Genomic DNA, 14,627 nt, shown 5'->3' on the forward strand with positions numbered 1-14,627 from the left:
CCGTTCACTCCCGCGCTCAGGCGGCGGTGTCGGTGCGCCGGTCGACGGCACCCCCGGCCCGCCCGGCCGCCCGGCGCGCCGCCGCGGCCCGCATCGCCCGGGCGCTGGTGCGCCGCAGCCGCAGGGCCCGCACCACGTAGTCCACGCCGGTGACCACGGTGAGCAGCAGCGCCGCGCCCATCACCCACCAGCGGACGGAGGCCAGCAGGCCGGTCAGCGGCATCAGGTACAGCCCGATCGCCATCGCCTGCACCACGGTCTTGGCCTTGCCGCCCCGGCTGGCCGCGATCACCCCGTGCCGGATCACCCAGAACCGCAGCAGGGTCACCCCCAGCTCGCGGACCAGGATGGCCAGGGTCACCCACCACGGCAGCAGGTCCAGCGCCGAGAGCCCGATCAGCGCCGTCCCGGTCAGCGCCTTGTCCGCGATCGGGTCGGCCAGCTTGCCGAACTCGGTCACCTGGTTGGTGCGCCGGGCGATCATGCCGTCGTACCGGTCGGTGATGATCGCGACGGCGAAGAACAGCGTCGCCCACCACCGCTGCCGGTCGTCCATGCCGCCGTCGGCCAGCAGCAGCCAGGCGAACAGCGGGACCACGGCCAGCCGCAGCACCGTCAGGGCGTTGGGCAGGTTGACCACCCGCGCCGTCTGGGGCGGGGTGGCGGCCGGGTCGGGCAGGACGTCGCTCATGCGCGGTCGGCACCGGCCCCCACGGGTACGCGGCACGTCGCGACCAGGTCGACGCCCTCGGTGCCGGTGACGCGGGCGGGCACGACCTGGCCGGGGACCGCACCGGCGGGGACGTCGGAGACGGTGGTGGTGCCATCGGCGTCGGGGTCCTGGTGCTCGGCGTGGCCGGACCAGGTGCCCCCGCCGAGGTCCTCGGTGAGCAGCACCTGCACGGTGGACCCGACCCGCTCCTCGGCCCGCTGGGCGGTGAGCTCCTCGACCAGGTCGGTGATCCGGGCGACCCGGGCGTCGACCTCGTGCTGGGGCAGGTGGCCGTCCAGCCGCGCGGCCTCGGTGCCCTCCTCGTCGGAGTAGCCGAACACGCCCACGGCGTCCAGCCGGGCCGCGGTGAGGAACCGCTCCAGCTCGGCGACGTCGTCCTCGGTCTCCCCGGGGAAGCCGAGGATGACGTTGGTGCGGAAGCCGGCGCCGGGCGCCAGCGCCCGGGCCCGCTCGACCAGGCCGAGGAAGTCCTCGGTGCCGCCGAAGCGGCGCATCCGACGCAGCAGGGTCGGCGAGCTGTGCTGGAAGGACAGGTCGAAGTAGGGCGCGACGCCCGGCGTGGACGCGATGGTCTCCAGCAGCCCGGGGCGCAGCTCGGCCGGCTGCAGGTAGGCCACCCGCACGCGGGCCAGGCCCTCGATGCCGGCGAGCTGCGGGAGCAGCTTCTCCAGCGTGCGCAGGTCACCGAGGTCCTTGCCGTAGGAGGTGGAGTTCTCGCTGACCAGCACGACCTCGGTGACGCCCTGGCCGGCCAGCCACTGCGCCTCGCCGAGCACCTCGGCGACCGGCCGGGAGACGAACGCGCCGCGGAAGGCCGGGATGGCGCAGAAGGCGCAGCGCCGGTCGCAGCCCGAGGCGAGCTTCAGCGAGGCGGTCGGCCCGGTGGTCAGCCGGGTGCGCTTGAGCCAGTCGTGCCCCGGGATGGCCGGGGACGACGGCGCGACGGCCGCGCGGGTGCGGTCGGCGGGGCTGATCGGCAGCAGGGTGCGCCGGTCGCGCGGGGTGTGCGGCACCAGCGGTCGGCCGGCGAGGACGTCGTCCAGGCGGTCGCCGATGGCGGCGTAGTCGTCGAACCCCAGCACGGTGGCCTCGGGCAGGGCGCCGGCCAGCTCGCTGCCGTACCGCTCGGCCATGCAGCCCACCGCGATGACCTTGGCCCCGCCGTCGCCGGCCTCGAGGATGGCGTCGACGGAGTCCTTCTTGGCGGTCTCGATGAACCCGCAGGTGTTGACCAGCACGGCGTCGGCGTCGGCGGCGTCGGCGACCAGGCGGTACCCGTCGGCCGCCAGCCGGCCGGCCAGCTCCTCGCTGTCGACCTCGTTGCGGGCGCAGCCCAGGGTCACCATCGCGACGGTGGTGACGTCGGCCCCCAGGTCGGCGAGGGGCTGGTCGAGGTGGGGCACAGCGGGCACAGCAGGCACCCGGCCATGGTAGGCGCCCCGCTCAGCCCTCGACGCCGCCACGGAGGAGGTACAGCGCACCCTCGAGCTCGTCGGGCTTGAGCAGCACGTCCCGGGCCTTGGACCCCTCGGACGGCCCGACGATGCCGCGGCTCTCCATCAGGTCCATCAGCCGGCCGGCCTTGGCGAACCCGACCCGCAGCTTGCGCTGCAGCATCGAGGTCGACCCGAACTGGCTGGTGACCACCAGCTCGACGGCCTGCACGAGCAGCTCCAGGTCACCGCCGATGTCCTCGTCGATCTCCTTCTGCTCGCCGGCCGCGGCAGTGAAGACCTCCTCGCGGTACTCGGGCTCGGCCTGCCGCTTGGTGAACTCGACGACCGCCTCGATCTCGGCGTCGGAGACGAAGGCGCCCTGCACGCGCAGCGGCTTGCCCGCGCCGATCGGCAGGAACAGGGCGTCGCCCATGCCGATCAGCTTCTCCGCGCCGGGCTGGTCGAGGATGACCCGGCTGTCGGTCAGGCTGGAGGTGGAGAAGGCCAGCCGGGAGGGCACGTTGGCCTTGATCAGGCCGGTGACGACGTCGACCGAGGGCCGCTGGGTGGCCAGCACCAGGTGGATGCCGGCGGCGCGGGCCTTCTGGGTGATCCGGACGATCGACTCCTCGACGTCGCGGGCGGCGACCATCATGAGGTCGGCCAGCTCGTCGACGATGGCCAGGATGTAGGGGTAGGGCCGGTAGACCCGCTCGCTGCCGGGGGGCGCGGTGACCTCGCCGCGCTCGACCTTGCGGTTGAAGTCGTCGACGTGCCGGACGCCGGTGGCGCGCATGTCCTGGTAGCGCTGCTCCATCTCCTCGACCAGCCAGGCCAGCGCGGTGGCGGCCTTCTTCGGGTCGGTGATGATCGGCGTGATCAGGTGCGGGATGCCGTCGTAGGGGGTCAGCTCGACCATCTTGGGGTCGATGAGGATCATCCGGAGCTGGTCCGGCGTGGCCCGCAGCAGCAGCGAGGTCAGCAGCGAGTTCACGCACGAGGACTTGCCGGCGCCGGTCGCGCCGGCGACCAGCAGGTGCGGCATCTTCGCCAGGTTGGCGCAGACGAAACCGCCCTCGATGTCCTTGCCCAGGCCGACCAGCATGGGGTGCGGGTCCTGCTTGGCCGCACCCGAGCGCAGCACGTCGCCGAGGCTGACCTTCTCGCGGTCGACGTTGGGCACCTCGATGCCGACCGCGGACTTGCCGGGGATCGGCGCCAGGATGCGGATGTTGTCGTTGGCGACGGCGTAGGCGAGGTTGCGGGTCAGCGCGGTGATCTTCTCGACCTTGACCGCGGGGCCGAGCTCGACCTCGTAGCGGGTCACCGTCGGGCCGCGGGTGAACCCGGTGACCGCGGCGTCGATGTTGAACTGCTCGAGGACGCCGGTGATGGCCTCGATGGCGATGTCGTTGGACTTCGACCGGGCCTTGGGCGGGTCGCCCGGGCGCAGCGAGTTCAGCGAGGGCAGCACGTAGTCGCCCTCGACCGGCTCGATGACCATCTGCTCGGGCTCGGTGATCGGCGGCAGCTCGGGCTCGACCCGGCGGGTGCGGTCCTCCACCACGGGCGGACGGCGCAGGGCGGTCCCCGTCGTGGGCTCCACGGCCACCGCGTCGCCGGCCCCGTCCACGTCGCCGGTGTCGATGACGCCGGTCTCGGCGGAGTCGGCGGCGGCGGTGAGCGCGTCCATGGCGGCCTGCGCCCGGCCGCGGCGGGTGGCGCGCGGCTTGGGCGGGTCGGCGTCCTCGCCGAGGTCGGGGACGAACTCGTCGTCCTCGTACTCCTCGTCGTCGTAGTCGTCGTCGGCGCGGCCGGTGACCCGGTCGACGAACCCGCGCAGCCGCTCGGGCACCTGGTGCACCGGGGTGGCGGTGACGACCAGGACGCCGAAGAACACCACGAGCAGGAACAGCGCCACGCCCACGGCGGTGCCGACGCCGGCGCCGACCGGGTTGCCGACGGCCCAGCCGACCAGGCCGCCACCGGCGTGCCGCTCGTCGCCGGTGGGCGAGCCGGTGACCAGGTGCGCGATGCCGAGCACCGGCAGCACGATGCAGATCCAGCCGATGACCAGCCGGCCGCGGGCCTCGGGGCGGGGGCCGTGCCGCAGCAGCCGGAGCGCGGCCAGCAGCAGCACGACGGGCAGCAGGTAGGTCAGCGCGCCGAACGCCCAGCGGAAGGCGTCCACGATCCCGGAGCCGACCGGGCCGACGTCGCCGACGTAGGCGGTCACCCCCAGCACGATGGCCAGGCCGAGGACGGCGAGGCCGACGCCGTCCCGGCGGTGCTCGGGGGCCAGCGGCTCGGCCTCCTCGGGCCGGGCGACCGAGCGGGCCAGCCCACCGGCGCCGCGGGCCAGCAGCGACCAGGTGCCGCTGGCCGCCGACCACAGCCCGGCCCCGACGGAGCGGCGCCTGGGGGCGGGTCGGCGGGCCGCGGTGGTGCTCCCCCGCTTGGCCGGCGCCCGCTTGGCGGGCGCCTTCTTCTTCGCAGCGGTGGTCGCCGGACGGCTGCGCGACGAGCTGCCGGAGGCCGACCGGCGGGTCGACGTGGTCGAGCGCGCAGGCATGTCGCCGACGGTAATCGCGCGCGTGGTGCCCGTGCGGCAGGCGGGAGAGCGTGTCTGCTCCCCGGACTAGCGTCACAGGGCATGCAGACGCTGCCCTTCGGATCCTGGCCGACCCCCATCACCTCCGAGCAGGTCGTGCGGACCGCCGCCCGGCTGGGCGAGGTCGCCGTCGACGCCGACGACGTCTGGTGGGCCGAGTCGCGGGCCGCCGAGGGCGGCAGGACGGTGCTGGTGCGGCGGTCCCCGGACGGCACGACGACCGACCTGCTGCCCCCGCCGTGGAACGCCCGCACCCGGGCGCACGAGTACGGCGGCGGGGCCTGGACCGTGGCGGCGGGCACGGTCCTGTTCACCGACTTCGCCGACCAGCGGCTGTACCGGGTGGTCCCGGGCGGGGACCCCGAGCCGCTGACGCCCGAGCCGGCGATCGCCTCGGGCGTGCGGTTCGCCGACCTGTCGGTGACCCCGGGCGGGCAGGTGCTGTGCGTGCGGGAGACCCACACCGCCTCCGGCGACGCGGCCGAGGTGGTGCACGAGGTGGTCGCCGTCGGCCTCGACGGCACCACCGAGGTGCTGGTCACCGGGCCCGGCTTCGTCTCCGACCCCCGCCTGGGTCCCGACGGGGCGCTCAGCTGGTTGCAGTGGCAGCACCCGGCGATGCCCTGGGACGCCGCGCAGCTGGTCGTGCGGGCCGCCGACGGCGCGCAGACCGTGGTCGCCGGGGGCGACGGCGAGTCCGTGGTGCAGCCGACCTGGGCCGCCGACGGGTCGCTGCTGTTCTTCGCCGACCGCACCGGCTTCTGGTCGCTGTACCGGTGGCGCCCGGGCGGGGAGCCCGAGCTGCTGTGCGACCCGGGCAGCGACATGGCCGGCCCGCAGTGGGTCTTCGGGGCCAGCCGCGTCGCCGAGCTGGCCGACGGCCGGGTCGTGGTCGCCTACGGCCGGGACGGCGCCGACCGGCTCGCCGTCCTGGAGGCCGACGGCCCGCGCGAGCTGGACACCCGGTACGCCTCCTTCGCCCAGCTGCGCGCGCAGGGCACCGCCGTGGTGTGCGTCGCCGGCGGCCCGACGTCGAAGTCGGAGGTGGTCCGGGTCGACGCCGACGGTGGCGGGGTCGAGGTGCTCCGGCCGGCCCCGCAGGACGTCGACGAGTCCTTCTTCTCCCGGCCCGAGCACGTGACCTTCCCCACCACCGACGCCGACGGCGTCACCGAGGCGCACGCTCTCGTCTACCCGCCGACGAACCCGGGGTTCCGCGGGCCGGACGGCGAACGGCCGCCGCTGGTGGTCGTCGTGCACGGCGGCCCTACCGCGGCGGCCTCGCCGGTGCTGACCCTGGGCGTGCAGTACTGGACCTCCCGCGGGTTCGCCGTCGCCGACGTCGACTACCGCGGGTCCACCGGCTACGGCCGCGCCTACCGGGACGCGCTGCAGGGCCGCTGGGGCGTGGCCGACCTCGACGACGTGGTGGCCTGCGTGCGGTGGCTGTCCTCGGACGCCGCGCCCGAGCACCTGCGGGTCGACCCGGACCGCGCGGTGATCCGGGGCGGGTCGGCCGGCGGCTACACGACGCTGGCCGCGCTGACCTTCCGGCCGGGGGTCTTCGCCGCCGGCGCCAGCCACTACGGCGTCGCCGACCTGGCGGCGCTGGCCCGGGACACCCACTCCTTCGAGTCGCGCTACCTCGACGGGCTGATTGCGCCCTGGCCGGCGGGCGAGGCGGTCTACCGCGAGCGCTCCCCCATCCACCACGTCGACCGGTTGGACACCCCGCTGGCGGTCTTCCAGGGCGCCGAGGACCGGGTGGTGCCGCCGGAGCAGGCCGAGATGATGGTGGCGGCGCTGCGCGACAAGGGCGTGCCGCACGCCTACCTGCTGTTCCCGGGCGAGCAGCACGGGTTCCGGAGGTCGGAGAACATCCGGGCGTCGCTGGACGGCGAGCTGTCCTTCTACGCCCAGGTGCTCGGCTTCGACCTCCCCGAAGACGAGGGCATCGACCGCATCGAGGTGGTCCGGCCGTAGGCCGGGCCCTCAGACCTCCAGGACGGTGGGGATGATCATGGGGCGGCGCCGGTAGGTGTCCGACACCCACTTCCCCACCGTCCGGCGCACCACCTGCGCGAGCCGGTGCGAGTCGACCGGGCCCTGCTCCAGGGTGGTGCGCAGCGCCTCCTCGACCAGGGCCAGCGCGGGGGCGAAGGCCTCGGGGTCGTCGGAGAACCCGCGCGAGGACAGGTGCACCGGCGCGACGACGGTGCCGGTGGCCGGCTCGACGACGACGGTGAGCGCCACGAACCCCTCGTCGCCGAGGATGCGCCGCGCCTGCAGCGACTCCTCCCCCACGTCCCCGACGTTGAGCCCGTCGACGTAGACGTTGCCGATCGGCACCGCGCCGACCACCGACGCGACGCCGTCCACCAGGTCGACCACGACGCCGTCCTCGGCCAGCAGCACCTGCTCGGGGGCGAGACCGGCCTCGGCGGCGACGGCGGCGTGCGCGCGCAGGTGCCGCCACTCGCCGTGCACCGGCAGCAGGTGCCGGGGCCGGGCGACCTGCAGCAGCAGCCGCAGCTCGCCGGCGGGTGCGTGCCCGGAGACGTGCACCCGGGCGGTCTCCTTGTGCACCACGGTGGCGCCGAGCCGGGCCAGACCGTTGATGACCCGGTAGACCGCGGTCTCGTTGCCCGGCACCAGGGAGCTGGCCAGCACGACGGTGTCGCCGGGGGTGATGGTGACGTGGGCGTGGGTGCCGGCGGCCATCCGGCCCAGCGCGCTCAGCGGCTCGCCCTGCGAGCCGGTGCTCACCAGCACCACCTGCTCGGGCGGCATCGCGGTGGCCTCGTCGAGGGGCACCAGCAGCCCGGGCGGGACGTGCAGCAGGCCGAGCTCCTGCGCGACGCCCATGTTGCGGACCATCGACCGGCCCACCAGCGCCACCCGCCGGCCGTGCTTGGCCGCCTGGTCGAGGACCTGCTGGATGCGGTGCACGTGGCTGGCGAAGCTGGACACGATGAGCCGTTGCTCCGCGCCGGCGAAGACCGAGTCCAGCACCGGGCCGATGGAGCGCTCGCTGGTGACGAAGCCGGGCACCTCGGCGTTCGTGGAGTCGGCGAGCAGCAGGTCGATGCCGGCCGCGCCGAGCCGGGCGAAGGCGCCGAGGTCGGTGAGCTTCCCGTCCAGGGGCAGCTGGTCCATCTTGAAGTCGCCGGTGTGCACCAGGGTGCCGGCGGGGGTGTGCACCGCGACGGCGAGGGCGTCGGGGATGGAGTGGTTGACGCAGACGAACTCGAGGTCGAAGGGCCCGGCCCGGTGGGTGCCGCCGGCGGCCACCTCGACCAGCTCGGGCACGATCCGGTGCTCGCGCAGCTTCGCCGCGACCAGCGCCAGGGTGAACCGGGACCCGACCAGCGGGATGTCGGCACGCAGCCGCAGCAGGTAGGGCACCGCGCCGATGTGGTCCTCGTGCCCGTGGGTGAGGACGACGGCCTCGACGTCGTCCAATCGGTCCTCGACGACGGAGAAGTCGGGCAGGATGAGGTCCACGCCGGGCTGCTCGGCCTCGGGGAAGAGCACCCCGCAGTCGATGACCAGCAGCCGGCCGTCGAACTCCAGCACGGCCATGTTGCGGCCGATCTCGCCCAGCCCGCCGAGCGCGACCACCCGCAGCCCGCCCGCGGGAAGCGGCGGGGGCGCGGTCAGCTGGCCGATCACAGCGCGAGGCCCCCGGCGGCGAGGTCGCGGCGCAGCTGGGCGACCTCCTCGGCGGTGGCGTCGACCAGCGGCGGCCGGGTCGGCCCGGCGGGGAGGCCCAGCGCGTGCAGCGCGGCCTTGACCATCATGGCGCCCTGCCCGCCGCCCATGATCCCGGCGTAGACCGGCAGCAGCGCGTCGTTGACCGCCCGCGCCCGGGGCAGGTCGCCGGCCTCGACCGCGGCGACCAGGTCGGCCAGCTGCGGGCCGACGACGTGGCCGACGACGCTGACCACCCCGACGGCGCCGATCGCCAGCAGCGCGAGGTTGAGGACGTCGTCCCCGCTGTAGTAGGCGAGGTCGGTGCGGGCGAGGGTCCAGGAGACGTCGTTGAGGTTGCCCTTGGCGTCCTTGACCGCCACGACCCGCGGGTGCTCGGCCAGCCGGACCAGGGTGTCGACGGCGATCGGCACCTGCGAGCGCGGCGGGATGTCGTAGAGCATGACCGGCAGCTCGGTGGCGTCGGCCACCGCGCCGAAGTGGGCGAGCAGGCCGCGCTGGGTGGGCCGGTTGTAGTACGGGGTGACGACGAGCAGGCCGTGGGCGCCGGCCCGCTCGGCGGCCTGCGCCTTCTCGATGGAGTGCGCGGTGTCGTTCGTGCCGGCCCCGGCGACCACCACGGCGCGGTCGCCGACGGCGTCGAGCACCGCGCGGAGCAGCTCGACCTGCTCGGCGTCGGAGACGGTCGGGGACTCCCCCGTCGTCCCGTTGACCACCAGGCCGTCGTGCCGGCCGCGGTCGACCAGGTGGCTGGCGAGCTCCTGCGCGCCGGCGAGGTCCACGGACCCGTCCTCGGTGAACGGGGTGACCATCGCGGTGAGCACCCGGCCGAAGGGGCGGGCGGGGTCGGCGGCGTGCGCGGTCATGACCGCCAACCTACCCAGCGCCGCCGGGCCGCGCGGCGGCCCCGCCGCGGTCAGCCCTCGCCGACCAGCGGGCTGGCGGCCACCCTCGACCCGTCGGGCAGCGAGCTGATCCGGAAGTCGCCGAACACGTTCCCGGCGACCCGCTGCAGCTCCTCCAGGCAGCGCACCGCCAGGTCCCGGATCTCCACGTCGGCGTGCTCGCTGGCCCGCATGGCCACGAAGTGCCGCCATGCCCGGTAGTTGCCGGTGACCACGATGCGGGTCTCGGTGGCGTTGGGCAGGACCGCGCGCGCGGCCTGCCGGGCCTGCTTGCGGCGCAGGGTGGCGTTCGGGACGTCGGCGAAGCGCGCCTCGAGGCCGGCCAGCAGCGCGCCGTAGGCCAGCCGGGAGCTCTCCACGGCGTCGCTGAACAGCTGGTGCAGCTCGGGGTCGTCGGCGATGACGTCGGGCTCGACGAAGGCGGCGTCCCCCTCGGGCACGTAGCGCTGCGAGAGCTGGCTGTAGGAGAAGTGCCGGTGCCGGATGAGCTCGTGGGTGAGCGAGCGGGAGACCCCGGTCAGGTACATCGACACCGACCCGTGCTCCAGGACCGACAGGTGGCCCACCTCGAGGATGTGCCGCAGGTACCCGGCGTTGGTCGCGGTGGCCGGGTTGGGCTTGCCCCAGGACTGGTAGCAGGCCCGGCCGGCGAACTCGGCGAGCGCCTGCCCGCCGTCGGCGTCGGTGCTCCAGGGGACGTCGGAGGGCGGCGTGAACTGCGTCTGGGCGACGACCTGGACCGTCAGCGGGGCGATGTCGGGCACGGTCCCCGAGCCTACGGGCGACGCACCGGCACCGCGGTGGCATTGCCATGACGCCATCGTGGTGTCATTCTGGCGCCATGACATCCGACCCCTACGTCGAGGAGCTGCGCAGCCAGCTCGGCCGGCGCCCCACCCGCACCCACGACCGCGACGTCGCCCGGCTCCTCTCGCCGTGGCGGCGCCGCCCCGCCGACCGCCACCGGCTGGGCTGACCCGCAGGATCACCGCATGGACCTCAGCCAGTACGTCGACGCGCTCCGCGCCCACCTCCGGGCCACGGCGGCCGCCGGCACCGAGCAGACCCGGGCCACCGCCGGCCTGCTCGCCGACACCCTCGAGCCCGCCGTCCGGCTGGCCGTCACCGACGCCCTGGCCGCGATGGCCGCCGAGGTCACCGCCGCGCTCGACGACACCGCGGTCGACGTCGTCGTCCGCGGGCGCGACCCCGAGGTCGTCGTCACCCGCTCCGCCCCGCCCGCCACCGGACCCGCCGAGCCTGCCGCCGCACCTCCCGACGACGACGAGGCCGTGGCCCGGATCAGCCTCCGGCTGCCCGAGTCGCTCAAGGCCCGCGCCGACGCCGCGGCCGCCACCGCCGGCGTCTCGCTGAACACCTGGCTGGTGCGCGCCGTCGCCACCGGCCTGCAGGCACCACCCCCCACCGCCCCGCGCTCGGGGCCGGGCCGCCGGATGACCGGCTGGGCCCGCAGCTGACCTGAGGAGCACGTCATGACCGTCCGCCGCGAGACCTTCGCCGTCACCGGCCCCGCACCCGCCGTCGAGGTGCGCAACCCCGCCGGCTCGGTCCTGCTCACCGCCGTCGAGGGCGCCGTCGAGATCACCGTCGACGTCGAGGCGCTCAACGGCGCCGCCGAGAGGGCCCTCGACGAGGTCGTCGTGCAGCACCTGCCCGGCAGTGCGGACGGCGCCCCGGCGCGGCTGCTGGTCAGCGTCCCCGCCTCGCGACTGCTGTCCAGCCCGCGGTTCGCCGTCACCGCCGTGCTGCCGGCCGGCTGCCCGCTGGGCCTCGCGGTCGCCTCGGCGGGGGCCACCGTCCGCGGGCCCTGGGGCGACGTCGACGTGGCCGGCGCCAGCGGGGACGTGCGGGTGGAGGCGTGCGCCGGGCTCGCCGTCCGCACCGCCAGCGCGGACGTGCACGTGGGCACGGTGACCGGGGACGCGGCCGTCCGGTCGGCCTCCGGGGACGTCCGGCTGGACGCGGTGTCGGGTTCGGTCACGGTGACGACCGCCTCCGGCGACGTCCGGCTCGGCCCGGTCGGCGGCGACGTCGAGGTCACCAGCGCCTCCGCCGACGTCGTCGTGGGCCGGGTGGCGTCCGGCGAGGTCGCCCTGCGGACGGTGTCGGGCGACGCGACGGTCGCGGTGGCCCCGGGCCTGCGCCTGTGGCTGGACCTGCAGACCGTCAGCGGCCGGCTGGACTCGCAGCTGGCCCCCGACGACGACGGGGCCGGGGACGGCGCCGCCGTGCTGACCGTGCGGATGCGCTCGGTGTCGGGCGACCTGCGGCTGCGCCGGGCGGGCTGATTCAGCCGACCGCGGCGGTCAGCAGGGGTGCGAGGTCGCCGCGGTCGGCGACCTGCACCGCGGACAGGCCCAGCCAGCCGGCGAGCAGCTCCAGCTCTGCGGCGAGCTCCGTGGCCACCTCCGGGTCGGGCTGCGGCGCCTCGCCGTGCGCGGACTGCACCCGCAGGACGCCGGCCTGCCGGTCCGCCTTGAGGTCGACCCGGGCGACCAGCCGGTCGCCGAGCAGGAAGGGCAGCACGTAGTAGCCGTGCACGCGCTGCGCGGCCGGGGTGTAGATCTCCAGCCGGTACCGGAAACCGAACAGCCGCTCGACCCGCGGCCGCTCCCACACGAGGGAGTCGAACGGCGACAGCAGCGCCCGGGCCCGCGCCCCCCGCGGCCGCCGCGCGGCGGGGTCGAGCCAGGCGAGCCGGTCCCACCCCTCCACCTCCACGGGCAGCAGCTGCCCGGCCTCGGCCAGCTCGGCGACCGCGGTGCGGGCGTCGGCGACCGGCAGCCGGAAGTAGTCGCGCAGGTCCATCTCGGTGGCCACCCCCAGCGCCCGCGAGGCCGTGCGCACCAGCTCGCGGACGGCGTCGGGCCGGGCAGGGGTGGGTGCGGCGACCACGGCGGGGGGCAGCACCCGCTCGGTCAGGTCGTAGACCCGCTCGAACCCGGCCGTGCGGGAGCGCGCGGTGAGGGCGCCGACGTAGAACAGGTACTCCAGCGCTGCCTTGCCGGGGTGCCAGTTCCACATCTGCCCGGGCGTGCTGGGCCGCTGCTCGCCCAGCTCGCTGGCCTTCAGCGGCCCGGCGTCGCGGACCCGCTCGAGCAGGGCGGCGACGTAGTCGGGGCGTTCGCGCTGCACCCGGAGCATGGAGCCCCAGGCGTGCTGCTCGGCCGCGGCCATGCGCCAGCGCAGGAAGGGTTGCAACCGGACCGGCAGGTAGGAGGCCTCGTGCGCCCAGAACTCGAACACGTCGTGCCGGGGGTGGTGCAGCCGGTCGAGGTCGGCGTGGCGGTAGGGGCCGAGCCGGCTGAAGGCGGGCAGGTAGTGCGAGCGGGAGACCACGTTGACCGAGTCGATCTGGACGACGGCCAGCCGCTCCACCAGCGTGCGCAGCTGCCGGGTGCCGGCGGCAACCGGAGGGCGGGCGCCGGCCAGCCCCTGGGCGGCCAGCGCGATGCGACGCGCGAGCGGGGCCGGGATGCGGTCGACGGGCGGCAGGCGGTGCACGGGGCCGATCCTGCACCCCGCCACCGACAGCGCGCCTAGGGTGCAGCCCGTGGAGGCACGGTGCAGCTGACGGGTCGCGCGGAGTCCTCGGTCCGGCCGGCGGTGCCCGCCGACGCCGCGGACATCGCCCGGGTGCAGGGGATCGCCTGGCGGACGGCCTACCGGTCCCTGCTGCCGCCGTCGGTGCTCGACGACTGGGACGACGCCGCGGTCGCGGACGGCTGGGCCTCGTCGCTGGCCACGCCCCCGACCCCGGCGCACGGCGTGCTGGTCGCCCTGGAGGGCCCCACGGCCGTCGGGTTCCTGGCGCACGGGCCGGCCGAGGTCACCGCGCAGGACCCGGCCTCCCCCGACGGGCCGACGGCGGAGGTCACCGCGCTGCTCGTGGAGCCACGCTGGGGCAGGCGGGGCCACGGCAGCCGGCTGGTCGCCGCAGCGGTCGACCTGCTGGGCGCCACCGGGGTGCGGCGCCTGCAGATGTGGGTGCCCCGCGAGGACCCGGTCACCTCGGGTTTCCTGGAGTCGGCGGGCTGGGCACCCGACGGCTGGTCCCGGACGCTGGACGCCGGCACCACCACCATCCACGAGCACCGGTGGCACGTGCTGCTGGGCGACGACGAAGGGCCGGGATGAGCTTCACGGGCTTCCCCGACGAGGGCCTGGTCTTCTACGAGGGCCTGGAGGCGGACAACAGCAGGTCCTACTGGACGCAGCACAGGGCCGCCTACGACGCGCACGTCCGCGCGCCGATGCAGGCGCTGGTCGACGAGCTCGTGCCCGAGTTCGGGCCCGCCAAGCTGTTCCGGCCCTACCGGGACGTGCGCTTCGCCAAGGACAAGACGCCGTACAAGACCCACCAGGGCGCCGTGCTGCACCCCGAGGGCGCCGGCGTGGGCGCCTGGTACGTGGAGATCTCCGCCGACGGGCTCCGGGTGGCCGGCGGCAGCTGGCGGATGCAGCCCGACCAGGTCGAGCGCTACCGCCGCGCCGTGGACGACGACGTGCAGGGCCCCCGCCTGCAGGCGGTCGCCGACGAGCTGGCGGCGGCAGGCATCGACCTCGACGGGCACCGCTTGACGCGCACCCCGCGGGGCTACGACGCCGACCACCCCCGAGGTGGACTGTTGCGTCACCGCTCCATCCACGGCGGGCGCCGGTGGACGCCGGAGGACTGGCTGGACAGCCGCGAGGTCGTCGAGCGCGTGCGCACCACCTGGCGCGCTCTGGTGCCGCTGAACCAGTGGCTGGCCGACAACGTCGGTGCAACGACGGCCCCGCCGGACCGCCGACGCTGAGAACAGCGACCGGAATGGTCCGGGGACGCCAGAACGGGGTCACAGCGGTTGCTGTGACCCCGTTCTGGGAATGGTGTCCGGCGGTGTCCTACTCTCCCACCCGGTCCCCCGGGCAGTACCATCGGCGCTGAGAGGCTTAGCTTCCGGGTTCGGAATGAGACCGGGCGTTTCCCTCTCGCCATGACCGCCGTAACTCTGTGAAAGTTTCCGAGCCACCCCCTACCCCCCGGTTGACCTGATGGTCTGGGGGGTTGGGGTGGGGTGTTCGGTTCTTTCAGAACCGCACAGTGGACGCGAGCACGCTTGTGTATCAGGACGTGGTTGTGGTGAGGCAAGTCCTCGGCCTATTAGTACCGGTCAGCTCCACACATTGCTGTGCTTCCACTTCCGGCCTATCAACCCGCTGGTCTG

13 protein-coding genes and 2 rRNA genes are annotated in these 14,627 nt (G+C 75.1%); 6 read left to right on the forward strand and 9 right to left on the reverse strand.

All coding sequences use genetic code 11. The features are described from left to right. Positions 1–16: 16 nt before the first annotated feature. The 3 genes from pgsA to BM158_RS21155 are packed head-to-tail and all read right to left on the reverse strand — an operon-like array spanning position 17 to position 4,741. Complete coding sequence (pgsA, locus tag BM158_RS21145) at positions 17–691, reverse strand: CDP-diacylglycerol--glycerol-3-phosphate 3-phosphatidyltransferase (protein WP_091564339.1); 675 nt, start codon at positions 689–691, stop codon at positions 17–19. Continuing rightward, positions 688–2,145, reverse strand: a complete 1,458-nt coding sequence (rimO, locus tag BM158_RS21150; protein ID WP_229827906.1) for a 30S ribosomal protein S12 methylthiotransferase RimO — start codon at positions 2,143–2,145, stop codon at positions 688–690. The genes pgsA and rimO overlap by 4 nt, the downstream gene beginning before the upstream one ends. A gap of 31 nt (positions 2,146–2,176) precedes the next feature. Further along, complete coding sequence (locus BM158_RS21155) at positions 2,177–4,741, reverse strand: DNA translocase FtsK (protein WP_091564341.1); 2,565 nt, start codon at positions 4,739–4,741, stop codon at positions 2,177–2,179. A gap of 81 nt (positions 4,742–4,822) precedes the next feature. Between BM158_RS21155 and BM158_RS21160 the strand changes: the two genes are divergently transcribed. Beyond that, the gene (locus BM158_RS21160) at positions 4,823–6,763 is read left to right on the forward strand and encodes a S9 family peptidase (protein WP_091564344.1); all 1,941 of its coding nucleotides are present in this window, start codon (positions 4,823–4,825) and stop codon (positions 6,761–6,763) included. 9 nt (positions 6,764–6,772) lie between these two features. Here BM158_RS21160 and BM158_RS21165 read toward each other — a convergent pair whose 3' ends face one another. The 3 genes from BM158_RS21165 to thyX are packed head-to-tail and all read right to left on the reverse strand — an operon-like array spanning position 6,773 to position 10,160. Beyond that, positions 6,773–8,452 (reverse strand): ribonuclease J, encoded by a 1,680-nt coding sequence (locus BM158_RS21165; RefSeq protein ID WP_091564347.1) that lies wholly within the window; start codon positions 8,450–8,452, stop codon positions 6,773–6,775. Continuing rightward, a complete protein-coding gene (gene dapA, locus BM158_RS21170; RefSeq protein WP_091564350.1) occupies positions 8,449–9,357 on the reverse strand; it encodes a 4-hydroxy-tetrahydrodipicolinate synthase in 909 nt (302 codons plus the stop codon). The genes BM158_RS21165 and dapA overlap by 4 nt, the downstream gene beginning before the upstream one ends. Positions 9,358–9,407: 50 nt before the next feature. Beyond that, a complete protein-coding gene (thyX, locus tag BM158_RS21175) occupies positions 9,408–10,160 on the reverse strand; it encodes an FAD-dependent thymidylate synthase (RefSeq protein WP_207506866.1) in 753 nt (250 codons plus the stop codon). A 77-nt stretch (positions 10,161–10,237) separates the two neighbouring features. On the opposite strand from thyX, the gene BM158_RS22795 reads away from it, so the two are divergent. Genes BM158_RS22795 through BM158_RS21185 form a run of 3 tightly spaced genes read left to right on the forward strand, consistent with a single transcriptional unit; the run spans position 10,238 to position 11,705 of the window. After that, positions 10,238–10,372 carry a hypothetical protein gene (locus tag BM158_RS22795; protein ID WP_268247955.1) on the forward strand — a complete coding sequence of 45 codons (135 nt, stop codon included), beginning with the start codon at positions 10,238–10,240 and terminating at the stop codon, positions 10,370–10,372. Between the two features lie 16 nt (positions 10,373–10,388). After that, on the forward strand, positions 10,389–10,874 hold the full coding sequence (locus BM158_RS21180) for a toxin-antitoxin system HicB family antitoxin (RefSeq protein ID WP_091564356.1): 486 nt from the start codon (positions 10,389–10,391) through the stop codon (positions 10,872–10,874). A gap of 15 nt (positions 10,875–10,889) precedes the next feature. Then, positions 10,890–11,705 (forward strand): DUF4097 family beta strand repeat-containing protein, encoded by an 816-nt coding sequence (locus BM158_RS21185; protein ID WP_091564358.1) that lies wholly within the window; start codon positions 10,890–10,892, stop codon positions 11,703–11,705. 1 nt (position 11,706) lies between these two features. Here BM158_RS21185 and BM158_RS21190 read toward each other — a convergent pair whose 3' ends face one another. Further along, positions 11,707–12,921, reverse strand: coding sequence for a winged helix-turn-helix domain-containing protein (locus tag BM158_RS21190; RefSeq protein ID WP_229827905.1), 1,215 nt, complete (start codon positions 12,919–12,921; stop codon positions 11,707–11,709). Between the two features lie 60 nt (positions 12,922–12,981). Between BM158_RS21190 and BM158_RS21195 the strand changes: the two genes are divergently transcribed. Next, positions 12,982–13,554 (forward strand): GNAT family N-acetyltransferase, encoded by a 573-nt coding sequence (locus tag BM158_RS21195; protein WP_091564360.1) that lies wholly within the window; start codon positions 12,982–12,984, stop codon positions 13,552–13,554. Further along, positions 13,551–14,216, forward strand: coding sequence for a DUF2461 domain-containing protein (locus tag BM158_RS21200; RefSeq protein ID WP_091564363.1), 666 nt, complete (start codon positions 13,551–13,553; stop codon positions 14,214–14,216). Before BM158_RS21195 ends, BM158_RS21200 begins: the two co-directional genes overlap by 4 nt. 75 nt (positions 14,217–14,291) lie before the next feature. On the opposite strand, the gene rrf is transcribed toward BM158_RS21200, so the two are convergent. Together rrf and BM158_RS21210 are read right to left on the reverse strand one after the other, a co-directional pair. Further along, a 5S ribosomal RNA gene (gene rrf, locus BM158_RS21205) occupies positions 14,292–14,408 on the reverse strand. Positions 14,409–14,543: 135 nt separating this feature from the next. Then, positions 14,544–14,627, reverse strand: a 23S ribosomal RNA gene (locus BM158_RS21210); the annotation flags it as partial.

This window comes from Klenkia taihuensis (assembly GCF_900112525.1).
GTDB lineage: Bacteria > Actinomycetota > Actinomycetes > Mycobacteriales > Geodermatophilaceae > Klenkia > Klenkia taihuensis.

What these genes read in the sequence shown, in the direction of transcription:
- BM158_RS21200 (WP_091564363.1), top strand. Translation starts at nt 13,551, where the DNA reads ATGAGCTTCACGGGCTTCCCCGACGAGGGCCTGGTCTTCTACGAGGGC.
- pgsA (WP_091564339.1), bottom strand. Translation starts at nt 691, where the DNA reads ATGAGCGACGTCCTGCCCGACCCGGCCGCCACCCCGCCCCAGACGGCG.
- BM158_RS21185 (WP_091564358.1), top strand. Translation starts at nt 10,890, where the DNA reads ATGACCGTCCGCCGCGAGACCTTCGCCGTCACCGGCCCCGCACCCGCC.
- BM158_RS21180 (WP_091564356.1), top strand. Translation starts at nt 10,389, where the DNA reads ATGGACCTCAGCCAGTACGTCGACGCGCTCCGCGCCCACCTCCGGGCC.
- BM158_RS22795 (WP_268247955.1), top strand. Translation starts at nt 10,238, where the DNA reads ATGACATCCGACCCCTACGTCGAGGAGCTGCGCAGCCAGCTCGGCCGG.
- BM158_RS21155 (WP_091564341.1), bottom strand. Translation starts at nt 4,741, where the DNA reads ATGCCTGCGCGCTCGACCACGTCGACCCGCCGGTCGGCCTCCGGCAGC.
- dapA (WP_091564350.1), bottom strand. Translation starts at nt 9,357, where the DNA reads ATGACCGCGCACGCCGCCGACCCCGCCCGCCCCTTCGGCCGGGTGCTC.
- BM158_RS21160 (WP_091564344.1), top strand. Translation starts at nt 4,823, where the DNA reads ATGCAGACGCTGCCCTTCGGATCCTGGCCGACCCCCATCACCTCCGAG.